The 16,879-nt window shown below is 34.3% G+C and carries 13 protein-coding genes; 7 read left to right on the forward strand and 6 right to left on the reverse strand.

What is annotated here, in order from left to right; translation table 11 throughout:
- Window positions 1–290 precede the first annotated feature (290 nt).
- Complete coding sequence (locus ACFE0M_RS10355; RefSeq protein WP_434545690.1) at window positions 291–1,328, reverse strand: IS110 family transposase; 1,038 nt, start codon at window positions 1,326–1,328, stop codon at window positions 291–293.
- 440 nt (window positions 1,329–1,768) lie between these two features.
- Between ACFE0M_RS10355 and ACFE0M_RS10360 the strand changes: the two genes are divergently transcribed.
- The 7 genes from ACFE0M_RS10360 to ACFE0M_RS10390 all read left to right on the forward strand — a co-directional run bounded on the left by ACFE0M_RS10360 (window position 1,769) and on the right by ACFE0M_RS10390 (window position 6,745).
- Window positions 1,769–2,065, forward strand: coding sequence for a type II toxin-antitoxin system HigB family toxin (locus ACFE0M_RS10360; protein ID WP_201429092.1), 297 nt, complete (start codon window positions 1,769–1,771; stop codon window positions 2,063–2,065).
- A gap of 10 nt (window positions 2,066–2,075) precedes the next feature.
- Window positions 2,076–2,444: a helix-turn-helix domain-containing protein gene (locus ACFE0M_RS10365; RefSeq protein WP_434545691.1), complete on the forward strand. Its 369-nt coding sequence runs from the start codon at window positions 2,076–2,078 to the stop codon at window positions 2,442–2,444.
- Window positions 2,445–2,638: 194 nt separating this feature from the next.
- Window positions 2,639–2,878 (forward strand): ribbon-helix-helix domain-containing protein, encoded by a 240-nt coding sequence (locus tag ACFE0M_RS10370; protein WP_434545692.1) that lies wholly within the window; start codon window positions 2,639–2,641, stop codon window positions 2,876–2,878.
- Window positions 2,871–3,200 (forward strand): type II toxin-antitoxin system RelE/ParE family toxin, encoded by a 330-nt coding sequence (locus ACFE0M_RS10375; RefSeq protein ID WP_434545693.1) that lies wholly within the window; start codon window positions 2,871–2,873, stop codon window positions 3,198–3,200. The genes ACFE0M_RS10370 and ACFE0M_RS10375 overlap by 8 nt, the downstream gene beginning before the upstream one ends.
- Window positions 3,201–3,491: 291 nt before the next feature.
- Window positions 3,492–5,525, forward strand: a complete 2,034-nt coding sequence (locus tag ACFE0M_RS10380) for a hypothetical protein (protein ID WP_434545694.1) — start codon at window positions 3,492–3,494, stop codon at window positions 5,523–5,525.
- 43 nt (window positions 5,526–5,568) lie between these two features.
- Window positions 5,569–5,952 (forward strand): DUF2784 domain-containing protein, encoded by a 384-nt coding sequence (locus ACFE0M_RS10385; RefSeq protein ID WP_434545695.1) that lies wholly within the window; start codon window positions 5,569–5,571, stop codon window positions 5,950–5,952.
- 163 nt (window positions 5,953–6,115) lie between these two features.
- Window positions 6,116–6,745 (forward strand): LON peptidase substrate-binding domain-containing protein, encoded by a 630-nt coding sequence (locus tag ACFE0M_RS10390; RefSeq protein ID WP_434545696.1) that lies wholly within the window; start codon window positions 6,116–6,118, stop codon window positions 6,743–6,745.
- 281 nt (window positions 6,746–7,026) lie between these two features.
- On the opposite strand, the gene ACFE0M_RS10395 is transcribed toward ACFE0M_RS10390, so the two are convergent.
- From ACFE0M_RS10395 to tilS, 5 genes are all read right to left on the reverse strand, one after another.
- The gene (locus ACFE0M_RS10395) at window positions 7,027–13,326 is read right to left on the reverse strand and encodes a T9SS type A sorting domain-containing protein (RefSeq protein WP_434545697.1); all 6,300 of its coding nucleotides are present in this window, start codon (window positions 13,324–13,326) and stop codon (window positions 7,027–7,029) included.
- 159 nt (window positions 13,327–13,485) lie between these two features.
- Window positions 13,486–13,710 carry a VF530 family DNA-binding protein gene (locus ACFE0M_RS10400; protein WP_434545698.1) on the reverse strand — a complete coding sequence of 75 codons (225 nt, stop codon included), beginning with the start codon at window positions 13,708–13,710 and terminating at the stop codon, window positions 13,486–13,488.
- 104 nt (window positions 13,711–13,814) lie between these two features.
- Window positions 13,815–14,735, reverse strand: a complete 921-nt coding sequence (gene mdh / locus ACFE0M_RS10405) for a malate dehydrogenase (RefSeq protein WP_434545699.1) — start codon at window positions 14,733–14,735, stop codon at window positions 13,815–13,817.
- A gap of 299 nt (window positions 14,736–15,034) precedes the next feature.
- Window positions 15,035–15,562 carry a Crp/Fnr family transcriptional regulator gene (locus ACFE0M_RS10410; protein WP_434545700.1) on the reverse strand — a complete coding sequence of 176 codons (528 nt, stop codon included), beginning with the start codon at window positions 15,560–15,562 and terminating at the stop codon, window positions 15,035–15,037.
- Complete coding sequence (gene tilS, locus ACFE0M_RS10415) at window positions 15,540–16,868, reverse strand: tRNA lysidine(34) synthetase TilS (RefSeq protein ID WP_434545701.1); 1,329 nt, start codon at window positions 16,866–16,868, stop codon at window positions 15,540–15,542. Before tilS ends, ACFE0M_RS10410 begins: the two co-directional genes overlap by 23 nt.
- Window positions 16,869–16,879 lie beyond the last annotated feature (11 nt).

Raw genomic sequence — 16,879 nt, forward strand, 5'->3', positions numbered from 1 at the left:
GCATTCCTCACGGAAAACCAGCTTGCGGCTTACTAACAGGCTTCACCAACTTGCCTGCAAGGGACTTGCACCCTCTGGAATAATATGGTATCTTCGATACCAGATGCCCATACTGGGCACACACAAATGCTAAAAATGAATATGCGGACGGTGCTTTTTGGCTATTATTTAGTAAAATTAAACTATACCAGTTACAAGAAATGTGGCGCATACTCATTTTAGGTACTGTGTGAAAATCCAAATCATTTAAGAAAAATAAGGAGGAAAGATCATTATATCTTTCCATCCTGTTAGGCAGGGGCTAAGGCTTCTGCCGATTTTTTTTCATAGTGAGGATTATATTTGGCGTCTGTATTCCATAAAGTAAACATTAAACATAAAAGCTTTCTTTGTACAGCTATCAGAGCAATTATAGGTTTTGATTTTCTAGCTTTTAATCTTTCATAGAAAGGTTTAAGGGTGGGGTTGCATCTTACAGCGGTCATTGAAGGCATATGAAGCATTGCCCTAATGTGGCTATTACCTCTTTTACTGATAGATGTTTTTCCTCTATACAAACCTGACTCTCTGTGAACAACGTCATAGCCCGTGTAAGATGTTAGTTGCTTTGCATTCTTTATACCATGAAAACCCAGTGTTTCTCCGATTACCACTACAGCCGACAATAAACTAACCCCTGGGATGGAAGTTAATTGATCCACTTTTCTTGTCAATTGATGATTTTTTGCAACTAAAGCTCTCATTTCCATTTCAACCTCTTGAATCTGAACAGCCAATAATTGAAGCCTCTCCCCTAATCTTTTAATCACTTTGCTTTTATCAAGGAAACCATGTTCCAGCGCATGTAACTTACATTTTAACGCACTTTGTTCTTTGACCAATTGTCCTCTTTCTCTTGACATTTGCTTCAACTCCAATAGCTCTTGAGAAGGAGAAACCCACAAATCCAATTGTCTTTCCAATCCTAAACTACAAAGCATCTTTGCATCCAACAAATCAGTTTTTGATCGCTGTTTTAAACTCTGCGCATACTTTTTAACTCTTCCAGATGGCATAACAGATACATTTAGTCCTTGGTTACTTAGATAGTGGCACAGCTGTTCATGATATACTCCGGTTGCCTCCATCACAAAATAAAGATTGTCTGCACCATGCAAATAGTCAGTAAGCCAAGCCAATAAGTCTTCCATTCCTTGAGCTGTATTTTCAAAGGTTGATTCAGCCACCATTTCCTGCTCCATCTTGTTAGTCATATAACCATAAAATACTTTGAAATCATTCATTGCTACGTCTATGCCTACAGATTGTCTAATAAGTTGTAATTCCATATTAAAGTGGTTTAAATTTCTCAATGGCACTTTTGCTCGTAATTGATCCGGTCTAGCTATACTGACCTAGGTACTTGTCCAAGTTCTATTGAGCAAAAGGATGGGTAGAAATCCTAAAATGCGATATCAAATAAATTGTATCAAGCTAGGCACTGTATCCCATCCTCTTATTGTTTTTATATATTCCCAAGTTACACTATATTGAATCGTTTTTAAACAGAACGCTAACATACGAGCTGGTCGTTGGCAACAATAATCTGTAATATGAAATACCCCCATTAGGTTATAATCTTACTACTTTGTATTTCGGATATCTAAGAAGCTACATGTATTCAATTCAGCTTTCAAAAAACAAATGTACTGCTTCTCAAAATACCCTAATAAAAGTTCTCTTTTTAAGAACTAAATTTGTATCTTTGTTGTAATTATGAAGCTTTTACATGGATAGAATATTTGCTAAAAGAACCTTAAGAGAATTTTGGGAAAAGCATGCTGATTCAGAACAGTATCTCAAGACATGGTATGATACAGCTATGAACAGTCAGTGGAAAACCCCGAATGACGTGAAAAACACTTATGCAAATGCTAGTATATTAAAAGATGAACGAGTTGTATTTAACATCAAAGGAAACTCATACAGACTTGTGGTAAAGTTCAATTTTGAAAAGCAGTGGATATTTATCCGATTTATAGGAACGCATGCAGAATACGATAAAATTGATGCTAACAACATTTAAATAGATAATTATGACGCTAAAACTTATAAAAACAGATAGTGAATATCAAGAGGCTCTAAAGAGACTTGAAGAAATCTTTGATGCTAAAATAGGTACACCAGAAAGTGATGAGGCTGATATTCTAGGACTTCTTATTGATGAATATGAGAAAAAACATTACCCGATAGAAGCACCAGACCCCATTGAAGCAATTAAAATTAGAATGGAGGAAATGGACTTGAAACAGAAAGATTTAGTAGGTGTAATTGGCGGGAAAAGCAGGGTTTCAGAAATTCTTAATCGAAAGAAAAAGTTGACTGTTGATATGGTTCGCAGCTTGGCTTTAAGATTAAATCTATCAGCGCAAATTCTAATAAACGACTACAAGCTAATAAAATAATAAAGTTGGCAACATTAGCTAAAAACAATGGCGATTAGCAGGTAATTTAAATATTATCTCTTTTTGCTATCTTTATCTGAGATTGAAAGTGAGTGCTTTTAATCCGCCAAAGTTTTTTAGCCTAAGCGTTGCCAACAATAATTGCCCTTGCAATTGATTCGAATTTGGTGGATTTTTACATCAAATTATAAATTATGGCACGTCAAAGTATATCATTTACCGAACCGAATGACGAGTGGCTAAAATCCCAAGTCGACAGTCAGGAATATTCAAGCAAAAGCGAATTAGTGAACGATTTAATCCGACAAGCAAGAAGCCAACAAAAGCAAATTGATTGGATTAAAGCAAAACTTGAAAAAGCTGAGAAAAGTGGTTATACAGACGCAACTAAAGAACAGATTTTAGCAGAATCAAAGTCTGATTTACATGGCTGAATATAGACTGAGCAACGAAGCTAAAAATGACCTAATCAGAATACATCAATACGGAGTTGAAAAATTTGGTGAAATACAAGCTGATAACTATTTCAATACTTTTTTCGATTACTTTGACATGATTGCCGAGAGACCATTTTCATACGAATCAGTTGACTCCATTAAAGAAGGATATAGACCTTGTGTTTGCGGGGCTGACAGCATCTATTTTAGAATCAAGGATGATGACAATATTGTTGAGATTATGGCAATCATTGGCCGACAGGATATTACTAGAATAATAATAAAAGTTGCCAATCGACCAGACGACCGTGAGCCATAAGCCCACGCTGCGCCTCTCATCAGCTAGCTAGCGGATTCGGGTCTCGAATAAAACGGTTTACTGATTGACTACTTGTAACCTCATGTAATAGAAAACCGGTAAACTATATGATTATATTTAATATCTTGTTCCTAAAATTGGATATATCAAGATAGATAAACGAATTCATTTCTTATACCTTTTCATCTTTAAAACTTTATAAAGTCTGATTGAAAATTTAAGTTTCTTCCACATTTTTTTTGCATTCTACAACATTTTTTTATGCTGTGTGCAACCAAAAGAATATGAAACATGCGCTTTTTTCTATTATTCAAAAAATCTAATTTTCTAATTTTATTCCTTGCTTTTTTCTTATTGGGCTTTACGAAATCCAGTGCCCAAAATGCTAAACAAGATTTTCAAAATTTGTTTAATAAAGAAGCCGAAGGTTTTACATTGTTAAATCAGGAATTTATCAAAGAGGGGCCCGATGAATATTTCTTGAAGTCAGTTTTCAACTATGAAAATGAGGGGGTAAAAGTAGAAGTTCCAGTCTTTCTTGAATATCCTGAAAAATCACATTTAGAAAAAAATGAAATTGGCAAAACACCGAATATAGTTTTTAATCCGCCTAATATCCATGAGATATATTACAGCATGGATAGAAATGCTCTTACAGATAAGATTGAGAAGGAGCAATTATGGGATATAAATACTAAAATAAGAGAGGAACTGATCAATAAAGAAAGCTTCATAAAATGGCAGGTTCAATATGGCGATATTCTAGAAGATCTACCCGCCTTATCTCTCTTTCCTTTAGAGATTGAAAATTTCAATTATGAAGAAATGACTATCTATCAAGGTGCTTCATCTAGAAACCTTAGTAATTCTGTAACCTACTTTAATCCCGAGCTTAATAAAGATGTGAAAGTGACAATTGATCATGGTTTAAAGGCAAAATTAAATTTTAAAGTTTGTGATAAATCATCTCCCTACCTTGTAAATGAGAATGAATTTTTTGTAGAAAAAAACATTCGGAAGAGAAATAAAACGAATCTAACATTAAAATACTACCAAGAAGGAATTTTAGTGACTGTCAAAATTGATGCCGATGAAAATCGTGCTTTAGAGGATGAATTAGAGGAGATTAAGCCTCTTTTAGAAAAATTGGACATAGAATCCATGAAGCAATTTGAATTTCCTTCTATTCATCAACCATTTGCTGATGTACCCAATACAAAAATGGATACAGATTTTTTTAGAGAGGTATTCACTATAAACAATGAAGATTTTAAGTTGCAAAAAGTCACTTCTCATGAAGATAAGATGATCCTAACTTACCATATTTCTAATGAGCCAGAACAGCTCAATTTTAAACTACATTTGGCATATGGTGATTTCGGAAAAGAAATAGATGGCGGTAGGTCAAATATATACAGAATTAACCATTTTGAGGTATATGAAGAATTTGAATGTGGCCGAGTTGATTTGGAAAGAGGTGAGAAACTAGATATTATCAACAATTCCTATTCTTTTGATAAACAAAAGATTGCACTTTGGGAAAAGGAAAATGTTGATTTCTCCAAAGCCAATCCTCTTGTAGATTTAGTTCCTGCTAAGGTTGGGGTTTTCAAGCTGATAAAATGTGGCTTCGATATAAATGATCTTGAAGCAGGATACGTTTATAAAAATAAAAAAGATGATGAAGTAAATCTTGGACTGAGCTATGGTATGAAGGCTGTAAAAGAGTATCATGAATTTCAATTAAAGACATTTAATGAAAATGAAGAGATGGAAAGTGGTCAATTTTCAGTTAATAACCATAGCTATACTTTTATGGAAATAAGAAATGGTATTGGAGCTTTCATGATGAAGGACAATCTTTTACTCCGTCTATTTATTGAAAGTGAGAAAAACAAGTTTAACCAATCTAAGGAGACGCTAAAATCCTTTTTAAAGGAACTAGATATTATTAGAATATTTCAATTTGAGCCACCAGAAGATTATAACTTAGAAGTTCCTACCGTATCTAAAGATGGGAAAGAAATCTGTTGGGATGCAAAATGCATGGAAGAAAAACTAGCCAACTGTGAAACGGCAGTATTCGGAGGTCGATTAAATTTTAGACTTAGTGTGCTCTATACCATAGAAAAAAATATGGATGATAAATGCAAAATTTCAATGGTTTATGATCGCAATCCCAACAAAGATTGGGAAGGCAAACCCCTATATTTCACCATTCCAAAGGATGGGGATTTCAAAGAAGAAGTCATTCGAAAAGTATCGGATTGTATGGAAGGAAAAAGTGATGATTGCACTGGCCCTTTGATGGATGAAATAGAATAAATTTTCTACTTTTAAAGAAGAAATGATCATCCTTTGAATTGAGATGAACGAAATATCACTCCACATCCTTAATATTTTCTTCTTTATTTTCCATGGTGTGCTGATAATATTCAATGTTCTGGGTTGGTTATTTAAGCGCACCAGATTTTGGAATTTGATCACACTTTTGGCTACTGCAGGCTCATGGTTTGTGTTGGGAATTTGGAAAGGTTGGGGTTATTGTCCCTGTACTGATTGGCATTGGATGTTTCGTTCAAAGCTCGGCCTCCCAATTGAAACTAGTTCATACATTGATTTTCTAATAATCAATCTATTGAATGTTGATTTGCCACGGTCGATTGTTGATACAGGAACTCTAATAATATTTTTAGCTTGTTTAGTTATAAGTATTTGGGTTAACATCAAAAACATCAACCTTATTAAATAATTGTTGCTAAATAAATTGTCATTTTTAATCTTACTATTTCCAGTAATTTACTTATTCGAATATAAAATTATCCATTTCAAATAAAATGAATTTATTTTGTTTATTTATGTAACCTCATTATTAAACAATACTTATAAACCAATGTATCAACATTTAACGAGAGATGAATCGAACTTTACCTCTTTTTCCTTTGAAACTCGTGGCATTTCCATATCAAAATTTAAATTTACATGTTTTCGAGCCACGATATAAGGATCTTATATCCGACTGTATTGAAAATAAAAGCACCTTTGCCATTCCTTCTTATGTTAAGAATAAAGTAGAATATGGTACTGAAATGGAAATACGTGAGGTCACCAAAAAATATGAGGACGGAAAATATGATATTAAAACTAGAGGTAAAAGAATTATAAAAGTCCTTGATATGGAAAACCCTTACCAAAGTAAAAAATATGCGATTGGTGCCATTGAAGAAATTCCCAATAAAAATAATGGTGATGTTTTACTGAAAGAGGAAATTTATGAAGCTGTTCAAGAAATGTACGATTTAGTGGAAGTGGATAATCGTCAGCTTTCCATGGATTTTCAAATTTTTGATATCGCTCATCAAATTGGCTTATCTCAAGAAGCAGAATACGAACTGATTCAAATCACAGAAGAAAGGCAAAGGCAGAGATTTGTATTAGATCATTTAAAAGTATTACTTCCAAAATTAAGAGATGTTCAAAGGGCTAAGGAGTTGATCCAAATGAATGGTCATTTTAGAAAATATAATCCACCGCAGGAATTTTAAACGCAACGGTAAATCCCATTTCGTCAAGTTTATTATCGAGAATATAGCTTTCTGTTTTGAGCATAAAACAAATTACTAATTCGGATTCTAAACTCACCTAAACAACTACCCTCTTGGCCAATTTCATCTTACAGAAACTTTCAGGTAAAAAAAAGGGGGTCTTAGTTGTTTTGCTTTTATCGCTATTAAAATTGACAAAGTAAGATTAAGTCAAGTTAATTAGAGAGAAGATAACTACCAGGTTTTGACATCAGAAAAAATAACAAATTAAGATCTTCCTATTAATTCTTGAATATTCTAAAGACGACATTTTTCATTCCTCTTTTAATATTTAAAAAATAAATCCCAGCCTTCAATTGAGAGAGGTCTAGCGTATGATCATTATTAAATTTTCCATTCAATAATTGAGCGCCTTCTAATCCCATTAATTGATAATAATATTCTTTTGGCTCTAATAATTCAATCTTCAATTCTGAATGAACAGGATTTGGATAAATTGTTATTTCATTACTCAAGGATAAATTATGGGATGTGATTAATTCTTCTATTCCGTTTAAAGGTAAAGTGAATTCTTGTCCACCAGATTTATGGTGGATTTTTCCACTAAGGGCTCCTCCCCTAGCCATAATTGGGGAAAAACGAACATAAATTGTGATTTCAGGAATATCTCCTTTTTCATCTATGGGCAAGATTAAATTATTGGTATAATTAGTTTCTTTCAGTAAGCTAATTTCAAAATTTTCACTTGCCGTCACGTGTAGATTTTCTACTAAATTTTGGGCTTGTAATTTATATCGTTTGGGTTCTGAATTATAATCTATCAACACACTTCCAAAACTCAAGCCCTGCTGTGGAGCTTCAATATTCAAAACAGTATCCCGAGGAATGATTTCTAAATCCGCTAACAATTCTGGGTATATATAAAATGAACCTTGACTCTTTCCGATAAAACCCGTGATATTTATTTTTTCAAAAGGAATTTCCATACCCACTAATGGGTGAGATTCAGAATTTATCATTAAGGAAATAGTATCTGAATGGTTAAAAACCCTATATTCTTTGGACTCGAAAAAGCCCTCGTCTGATATGGTTAAATCCTCAATCCTCACTCTTTGTGCAGCAATTGATTCATTTAGATCTGAAATAGTTGAATGCAAGGGTGCTATCACAACAGAATCAGACGATAGAATATCAATCTCCTTTTCGGGAATAATGCTAAGCCAATTTTCTATTTTAGATAGAACACCCTCCACCTCCACACTATCTCCAAACCTCAGATTAGTAGAATTTAAACCCTCAATTGCTATTCCCGCAGTTTTATCTTGAATGATTCTTCTATCCTCAAAATGATTATTTCCTCCTATTACAACACCCTGAATTTTCACTCTTTCACCTATAGGTTTATCTCTAACAGACGCTATATCAGTTAAATTTAAAGTGCCTTCTTGAGCTGTAATAGGTAATTTAATTGTGTCGGCATTTTGGCTTATATGGATGATATTACCTTGATAAAAAACTCCATTGCTATCTTGGGGAGTGAATCTCACATATATCTGTCTTCCATCGAAGGTTTCATGGTCAAAAACAAGTGTATCGGCTTCCGTGGAAAAATCAGGCTCCAAGGAAAGCTTAAATGCCTCAGTTGCCACAACTACAACAGAATCCCTTAAATTTTCAGCTAAAAGCTGATAAGATTGAATTTCGGAGGTATTTGGAAAATGAACCAATCCAAAATCAGTGGAAAATCCGCTGGTATCCAATACTAATTCAGATTTGATAAAATTGATCTCCAAAATTTCTGAAATACTCCCATCTGTTATCTCAAAGGAGATTTTTCCTGTTTGCTTGTAACTCAAATCCTTAAAAACACCCTCTCCATTGCTAAGGCTTAACTCTGTTTGACCAGAAAAAGAACTATCCTTTTCAACCACAATATTCAATGTTCTATTCGCATAATCTATATTTCCATTCTGATCTTGAGCTGTAAGGGAAATATTGAAACCTTCATAAACATATACTTCCGCAGGTGCTTCAAGCTCAAATTCTGTAGCTGTCACATCTAGCTGATGAACATCGGAAACAACAGCTTTACCAAAATCATCAGCCAATTGCGAGCCATTGGGTTTCACTTCCAAAGAAGTATTTATATTGGGGATTTCAAAAGCCAAATGCTGCTCATCATCCACTCTTTCCTTTAGTTTAATCCTTAATTGATATGAATTTTGCCGGCCATCATTAAGCTCAAATTCTTGAGCGAATTCAAATACAATAGAATCTGGGAAAATATAATTTTCAGTACTCAATTTTACATCATTAGAAGAGTCAATTAATTCCACTGCATTAAATACCTTATGGAAATTGACTTCATTTTCAGCAGCCGAATAAATGACCATTCGGGAAATATAGGTTGGCAATTCATCACTGGTACCGCCATCTTCAACAGTAAAATTATAAACAGGGATAAAATCCTGAGTTGCCTCAAAAGCATTGATATTAGTTGCCGGAATTTTTTCTGAAGAAGAAACTACTTTTACGTCTTGATCCGCATTGGTATTTAGTGTGAAGAAGTCCAATTGAATAATTTCAGTTGCATTGCCCAAAGTATCCTCGGCTACAGTAAATAATGAATATTCAGTATTGGAAGACAAATCTTCAATATTTATTAATAAATTTTCACTTGCTTTTTCTAAGTCAATTTTCTGATTACCAGCAACAATTATATGCTCATCGGATGAAGGATTTTTCAAAGTTTCAACCTCAATAATTGAATCACCTACATTTTTCACCGCATAATATACTGTGGATAATTCATTGACTACAAAATTGAAATCAACTGATTCGCCATTTATATTTGAAATAGTAGGTTCAATCTCAAAAATAGGCGGATAAGTATCTGAAATCTCATCATCCAAAGTCAAAAATAATTGAATACTGTCATTTGATTTTTCCATTATACCAGCCAAATCTATAGCTCCAAAAGGAATTTGTGCATTTCCATCAAAATAAATATTTTGAGGCTGGATTTTTACTAAAACTGTATCTTCTCCACTTGAAAACTGAAGGATATTTGCTTTCAAATCACTCCATAATGATGGTTGAATTAAAGTGAGGCTATCCATTTCAACCCTAGTTCCCATTAATTCGCTGAATGAATTGAATTCTTGCGCTGAAATATGGTAGGTCTTTGGAATAAATTCGGCATTATCCAAAATAATCACTGTATCTGCATTAATCCTGACTATACCATTTACCTCTTCCCTACTGCCTATAACTTTCACCTTATTTCCGGTAGCCAAATTGTCAATTACCTCATTTGAATATATGGCAATACCTTTTTCATAAGTCTTGGCCTCATCCTTTTGAATATAAAATTGAGAATTTGATAATCCGAAATCATTGGAGGAAACAAAGCACGAGCTTACATAGATTTCCCCATTTATACCATTACGGATTGCATGAATAGAATCCAAAACCTCAACAACTTCAATTTCATTTGATGATATGGATGCATCCAAATTAGGCTCAATAGCTGAAGCTGAATTCAAGCTTACAAACTCATGCTCCGTAGGAATTTGAATGGTAAATTGGGCAGTATCGCTAATTTGAAAACGGTTAAACCAAACGGATAGGGTGAAATCAACTGACTCGCCTGAAGGAATTTCATATTCCTCATTTTCAGGAAAATCAATTTCTATTCTATTATTGAAAATGGAAAGTTCAGCATTATTGATCTTATCATTTCCAGCTTTCAAGATAGCGTTCACTGTGTTTTCCCATGCTAAGGTATTGTTATCATGAGATTCAAATACCATCTTCTTAACTAAAGTGGGTTCAGTATCTTGAGTAGCCAAATCAGAAATTTGAAAGCTAAAAACATCCATAGCTTCTGATTCCTGATCTACAGTGGATAATAAACTTGTAACTTCAGGTTGAGCCAAAGCATTGACTTTGGAATCTTGATCCAATGCAATTTCGGTGCTAAAATTGGTCACAGCAGGACTTGTAATATTATAACAACTATCCTCATATGCGTAAATGGCTATATGATAATTAGTACCATCATTCAGTTCAGAGATGATGGCACTTTCTCCACTTCCTGTAAAAACAATCTTATTTCCATTACGCAATTCATTAGCTTGAGTGAAATCGGAATTAGCGGTGTATGAAATTCCGCTTACCGGCTCTGCATCTACCGGACTGCCTTCTTTGATTAAAACCATTGAATTTAATCCTACAGGAGCATCCCAACTGAGTTCAGCCGTATTTTCAGTGATGTTTTGAAGGGAAATATTTGACACTTGTTCAGTAGGTGACTGACATCTAAAATGATCGCCTAGATTTGAAAAATCATCCATGTCATAAACAATCCATTCAGAATCAAATGAATTATTACCAAATGACACCAAGTTATTGGGGTTTCCTTCCGTGACGGAAGCCTTTCTGACCAATGTTTTGTCCTGAGTAGCTTCTTCTATACCTGAAACATTCCAAGCCGAGCCTGGATCAACTCCAATCTCTCCAATCTCATCTATGATATTTCCTTTGTACAATAATACCAAGGCATCATCACCATTGAAATTAGTAATGGAAAATTGCTCAATATCCGCAAGCGCCTTAAGTTCAGCTTCAGCACTGGTATTAACAATCACTAAATTTTCTTGATCCGCTAAATCCGTTTGTATTTCTGAAAGTGCATACTCAAAACTTACACTTTCACTTCCATTTGTATAAATCGCAATGGAAAAATCATTTAAATCAATAACATTTCCACTGTTATTGAATATTTCCAAAGCTTTATTACTGCTACTACCTTCTATGTATTCAGAAAAGAAAACGCTGGTAATCAAAGGAATTATATCAATTTCTGATGTATTTACTGTCAAACTATTTCCATCAGAAATTTCAATTATAATGCTTTCCTCTGTGTCATATTTCAGATCAGTCCATTCATAAAAACCATCTGTCATAGCTACCGGCCCTAAACCAACTGATGGGGAACTTAAATTTCCACTGCCAGTATTTAGAGACAGGCTGAGATTTCTGCTAGCCCTGTCTATATTTCCATTTGCATCCACTGCGGACACATTCAAATTAAAGGCTTCATTTACTTGTGCGCTTGATACGGTAGAAATTTCATAATCCGTGGCCTCAACATCAATGGTGAATGGATTGGAAGTAATGGCTGATGAGATTGGGGTTTCAAACAAGGAACCACTTGCATCAGCTTCAATACCATTGGTTTCAGGAATTTCAAATCCTAAAACTGCCTGGTCAATTTGGTTTTCTTCCAGCCAAATGAAGAGCGTTAAGCTTTCAGCGTTGCCATCAGCTATTTCGAACTCATTTCCTGCTAAATCGAATGCAATATGATCTTGATTAATAGATAAATCTGTAATACTCAAATCAACAGTGCCATCATTTAATTTTGCTCCTTTTATGATTGAAGACCAGTCCGAAATATTATTATCAGCACTTTTTTCTATTACAATTTTATTAACTAAAGTTGAGACTCCATCGCCACTCCCTTGATCTTCAATAACAAATTTAAAAACGGGTACTGCATCTATTTCCGAATTTGTAATTGATGAGATATTGCTTGAGGAAATTTGGGTTAAAGGAGCTTCAATTTTACTATCCTCATCAAAAGCAGTGCTTGTGCTTATGGAAATAGTTTCGCTCTCATTTAAGTAGCAATGATCGGTTGTTAAATATTCAAATATTGAAAAATGATATTCAGTACCTTGCGTGAGACCCGTAACATCAATTGAACTACCACTTCCATCATAAACCACAAAAGTACCCGTCCCAATTTCATCTGCCAGACCACTGCTAAGATCTGCATCAGCAGTGTATGAGGTTCCATTTTCAGGTTCTCCATTAACTGCCTCATTTTCCTTGACAACTACTACAACTGCATCACCATTTCCTCTACTCCAATTGAGCGTAATTTGATTGTCGTCAATATCTCCTGCTGTTGGGCTTGAGAAACTAGCTTGAGTAGTTGGTGCTGTACAAGAAGCGCCTAAAGTTTGACCATTATTAAGTTGCCCTTTTGTTTGGCTTGCAGGTGCTTGCCATGTGAAATCCGCATAATAAGCCCCACTTCCTGACAGCTGTAATGATTCAGCAACTGGCGTTGACGTGGTTTCCTCCACTCCAATATCTACAGAAGACTCACCATCTGCCGGGCCTCCTACCCCAGTGAAACTGCCCTCATAACTTATAAATTGAATTAAATTTCCATTATAATCCAAAGAAAATGCATCAGGGCCGTTTTGAATGCTTGATATATTTTTAAAATAAATGGTATATCCATTTTCGGTATCGCCTGCAGTAAAAGTATCCAATGAATGGGAGCTACTATAGGTTTCGCCATCGGAACCATTATAAAGTGATAAATTAAACAAGCTTAAGTCATAAGATTCTGCATCTTCTAAAACTATTTCAACAAATTCCCCTTCATCTGTACTTACATTATCATAATGAAATTCATTGATCCATGCATTTTGAGCATGCAGATGAGAAAAAACTAGTAGGAACAATACGGATAGAAAGATAGGTTTTGGTAAAAACGACTTCATTTTGAATACAATGGTTCGAATTCAAAAATGATAATTTACCTTTAAAATTCATAATAATTTGAAGAAATATCGAAGTATCTACAGTTAGCCTAAATCTGATTTTAATTTTGAACCCACTTTACAAGAGTGAAGAAGGTCATTTTAGCGTATTGCTAATAGTTATTTTCCTTTCAAACTTTTGATATAAAGTCTCTCAACTTTCTCCCTTGCCCAAGGTGTTTTTCTCAAAAATGTGAGACTGGATTTTACGGAAGGGTCAAAATTAAAACTATTAATCTTGATCCTTTCTCCCAATTCTTCCCAGCCATAGATTTCCACTAAATGTTCTAAAATGGCTTTTAGCGTTACACCATGTAGTGGATTATTCGGTTGTTGCTCTGGCATAATCTTATTTTAATACTTTAAAATAGAAAAAGCATCCGACTTTAGCCGAATGCTTTCTAATATTTTTGATGAAACCTAACAGTTAGTAACTGTACTCAATTAGTTTACAATAGTCCGTTAGTTTTTCTAACAGCTTCTGCGCTTTCATTCAATTTTGCTTTTTCAGCATCATCTAATTCAATTTCCACGATTTTTTCAATTCCATTTCTACCAATGATAGCTGGAACACCTATAGAAATGTCCTTTAAGCCATATTCCCCATCTAACAAACAAGAACAAGGGAACATTTTCTTAGAGTCATTAGCAATTGCATGAACCATAGCAGAAACGGCCGCACCCGGAGCATACCAAGCAGAAGTTCCCAATAATTTGGTTAAAGTTGCTCCCCCCACTTTTGTTTCTTCTTTTACATTTTCTAGTTTATCTGCTGAAATAAACTTGGAAACAGGAACACTATTTCTAGTTGCCAATCTTGTCAACGGAATCATACCAGTATCACTGTGCCCTCCGATTACCATACCATCTACATCAGATGCAGGACATTCCAAAGCTTCAGCTAATCTGTATTTGAATCGAGCAGAATCCAATGCACCGCCCATTCCAATAATTTTATTTTTTGGAAGACCAGTAGCTTTATGCGCTAAATAAGCCATAGTATCCATAGGGTTGGACACTACAATGATGGTTACATCAGGAGAGTTTTTAATTAGATTTTCAGCAACTTGCTTAACGATACCAGCATTAGTGGATATTAATTCTTCTCTGGTCATTCCTGGTTTTCTAGGAATACCCGAAGTAATTACGGCTACATCACTGCCAGCAGTTTGGCTGTAATCATTTGTAACTCCTGTGATTTTAGTATCAAAGCCATTCAATGATGCACATTGCATCAAATCCATGGCTTTTCCTTCAGCAAAACCTTCTTTAATGTCAACCAAAACTACTTCTTCGGCAAAATTTTTAATAGCAATGTATTCGGCACAACTTGCACCTACTGCTCCAGCTCCTACTACTGTAACTTTCATTTTATTTATTTTATAAGTTAAACAATCTTAAATTCGTCCACAAAACTACAAAAAATAATGCTATTCTGACGATGATTCCTTAAGTGTTTCTAAGGATAGAATAGCATAGTCTCAACAGAAAAAGTCACATTTTCTTTAACAGCAAAAATCACTAAACCGGTCAGTATTATCATACCTTACCGTTTCCGATCGGTGTGCCACCGACCGGGGTAGAATCCATGGTTGGTGGCACACCGACCATTTAAACCGTTATGGTAAAACTGACAAATATCACTTAGCATTGAAAAACAAATAGTTGTTTACATTTTTCCGTAAACATGTCCTAAATCAAAAAAGCCGAAATTAGTTTTATAAGTAGAAAATAAACGAGCCACATATTCATTTTGTTGCTGGGTATAAGACTCTAAAACCTTGGCTTTAATTTTCGGATAATGATCAAAAATTTCAAAAATATTAATTTGCGGGATTACATAAATCTGGGCTTTTTCTGAGGCAACAACGGCATTATAAATCCTTCGCGCATCAGGAATCAATGCATTATCACCAAAGGATTTGTTTTCATGCAGTATTCCCAAGCTTTCGAATCTTTCTTGTATATCTAGCGTCAAAGATATTTCTCCTCTTTGAATCAAGTAAAGTGCATGACTGGGATCATCCCTGAAAAAGACTACTTCATCTTTTTTATAAACTCGCATATGCATAAATGGTAAAAAATGCGACAATTGTTCAAAGGATAATTGCTCAAATAATTTTATCTCTTTCAAAAACTGAAAAAGTACCATTTGTTTATGGTCATAAGTCTTCCTAAATGGATTTAGTATTTTCATAGTATGCTATTCTTAATATTTTTTTGCTCGTTTTTTTAATTTTAAATACATCAGAGAATTTATATCCCACAACCCAAACAATTTCTTCATTTGATTTTAATACCATAGTATATTCTTTCTGATGTAAAGGTACTTTTTGGTCTATCAATATATCACTTATTTTTTTCTTGCCCTTCATCCCTATTGGCTGAATTTTATCTCCTTCATGCCAAATATCGATTTCTAATGGCGCTTTCAATAATTCATAATGAACATAGGCTACCTTTGCATCCTGATTAAAGTTTACTTCATAATAATCAACAAAGTTCCACTTTAGCAATCCAAAAGGGGTTTTTATTGAACCTTCTTCTAAATTTATCAGCTTGGGAAAGAAAGATAAAAGATTGCCATCTTTTGATTTAGTCACGAATAAAACATCTCTATCAACACTTAAAATATATTCCGAACCGAAAAATTGAGCTCCTACTCTGTTGAAGTCAAAAGATTGTAATTGCGCTAACCCGAAACCATAATCTGACAATAATTCAGATAAATATATCAGTGAATGCGGATTTTTGAATATTAATTTATCGATTTCAATATGCTCTTCTAAATAGCGAAAATATTGCTTTGCTATACTTTCCATTTTTTCATTCCAAGCCTCCTCTGTTGCCCTTAAACGCAACGCAGTTTGCTGAAAACTAGCTATCAAATTTGGGTTTATGGCCATTAATTGTGGAATCACATGATGTCTGATTTTATTGCGAGTATAATGATCCGAAGCATTGGATGCATCTTCCCTCCATTCAATTGAATTTTCCCTTGCAAATTGCTCTAACTCCTCTTTTCCGGTAAAAAGTAAAGGTCTGGCAATATTGTTCTGCAAAGGCAGAATACTTCTGATCCCTTTTATTCCAGTTCCCCTACTCAAATTTAAAAGAGCAGTTTCCAATAAATCATTAGCATGATGTGCCGTTAATAACTTACTAAAAGAATGTTTTTTCATCAATTCTTTGAACCAATTATAGCGTAATTCCCTAGCCTGAATTTGCGTGGATCCTTGATCTTTGGGGACCTCAACTCTTTTGATAAAGAATTTTACTTTTAATTTTTTGGCCAAATCCTCCAAAAATTGCTCATCAATATTTGAATCTTCCCCTCTCAATTGAAAATTCATGTGCGCTAAAGCAAAATTATAACCGTTATGCTTTAAAAGATGGGCTAAGACCACAGAATCGAGTCCCCCACTGATGGCTAACAGTAGGTACTCGTCTTTTTCGAAAAGTCTTTCTTTATTTATAAAATCTAAAAATGGTGCGCTTAACATATTTCTTTGTG

This window comes from Marivirga sp., assembly GCF_051117495.1.
GTDB lineage: Bacteria > Bacteroidota > Bacteroidia > Cytophagales > Cyclobacteriaceae > Marivirga.

Coding starts and splice junctions, on each gene's coding strand:
- ACFE0M_RS10375 (WP_434545693.1), top strand. CDS start 2,871: ATGGCTGAATATAGACTGAGCAACGAAGCTAAAAATGACCTAATCAGA.
- ACFE0M_RS10355 (WP_434545690.1), bottom strand. CDS start 1,328: ATGGAATTACAACTTATTAGACAATCTGTAGGCATAGACGTAGCAATG.
- mdh (WP_434545699.1), bottom strand. CDS start 14,735: ATGAAAGTTACAGTAGTAGGAGCTGGAGCAGTAGGTGCAAGTTGTGCC.
- ACFE0M_RS10400 (WP_434545698.1), bottom strand. CDS start 13,710: ATGCCAGAGCAACAACCGAATAATCCACTACATGGTGTAACGCTAAAA.
- tilS (WP_434545701.1), bottom strand. CDS start 16,868: ATGTTAAGCGCACCATTTTTAGATTTTATAAATAAAGAAAGACTTTTC.
- ACFE0M_RS10390 (WP_434545696.1), top strand. CDS start 6,116: ATGAATCGAACTTTACCTCTTTTTCCTTTGAAACTCGTGGCATTTCCA.
- ACFE0M_RS10365 (WP_434545691.1), top strand. CDS start 2,076: ATGACGCTAAAACTTATAAAAACAGATAGTGAATATCAAGAGGCTCTA.
- ACFE0M_RS10410 (WP_434545700.1), bottom strand. CDS start 15,562: ATGAAAATACTAAATCCATTTAGGAAGACTTATGACCATAAACAAATG.
- ACFE0M_RS10380 (WP_434545694.1), top strand. CDS start 3,492: ATGCGCTTTTTTCTATTATTCAAAAAATCTAATTTTCTAATTTTATTC.
- ACFE0M_RS10360 (WP_201429092.1), top strand. CDS start 1,769: ATGGATAGAATATTTGCTAAAAGAACCTTAAGAGAATTTTGGGAAAAG.
- ACFE0M_RS10395 (WP_434545697.1), bottom strand. CDS start 13,326: ATGAAGTCGTTTTTACCAAAACCTATCTTTCTATCCGTATTGTTCCTA.
- ACFE0M_RS10385 (WP_434545695.1), top strand. CDS start 5,569: ATGAACGAAATATCACTCCACATCCTTAATATTTTCTTCTTTATTTTC.
- ACFE0M_RS10370 (WP_434545692.1), top strand. CDS start 2,639: ATGGCACGTCAAAGTATATCATTTACCGAACCGAATGACGAGTGGCTA.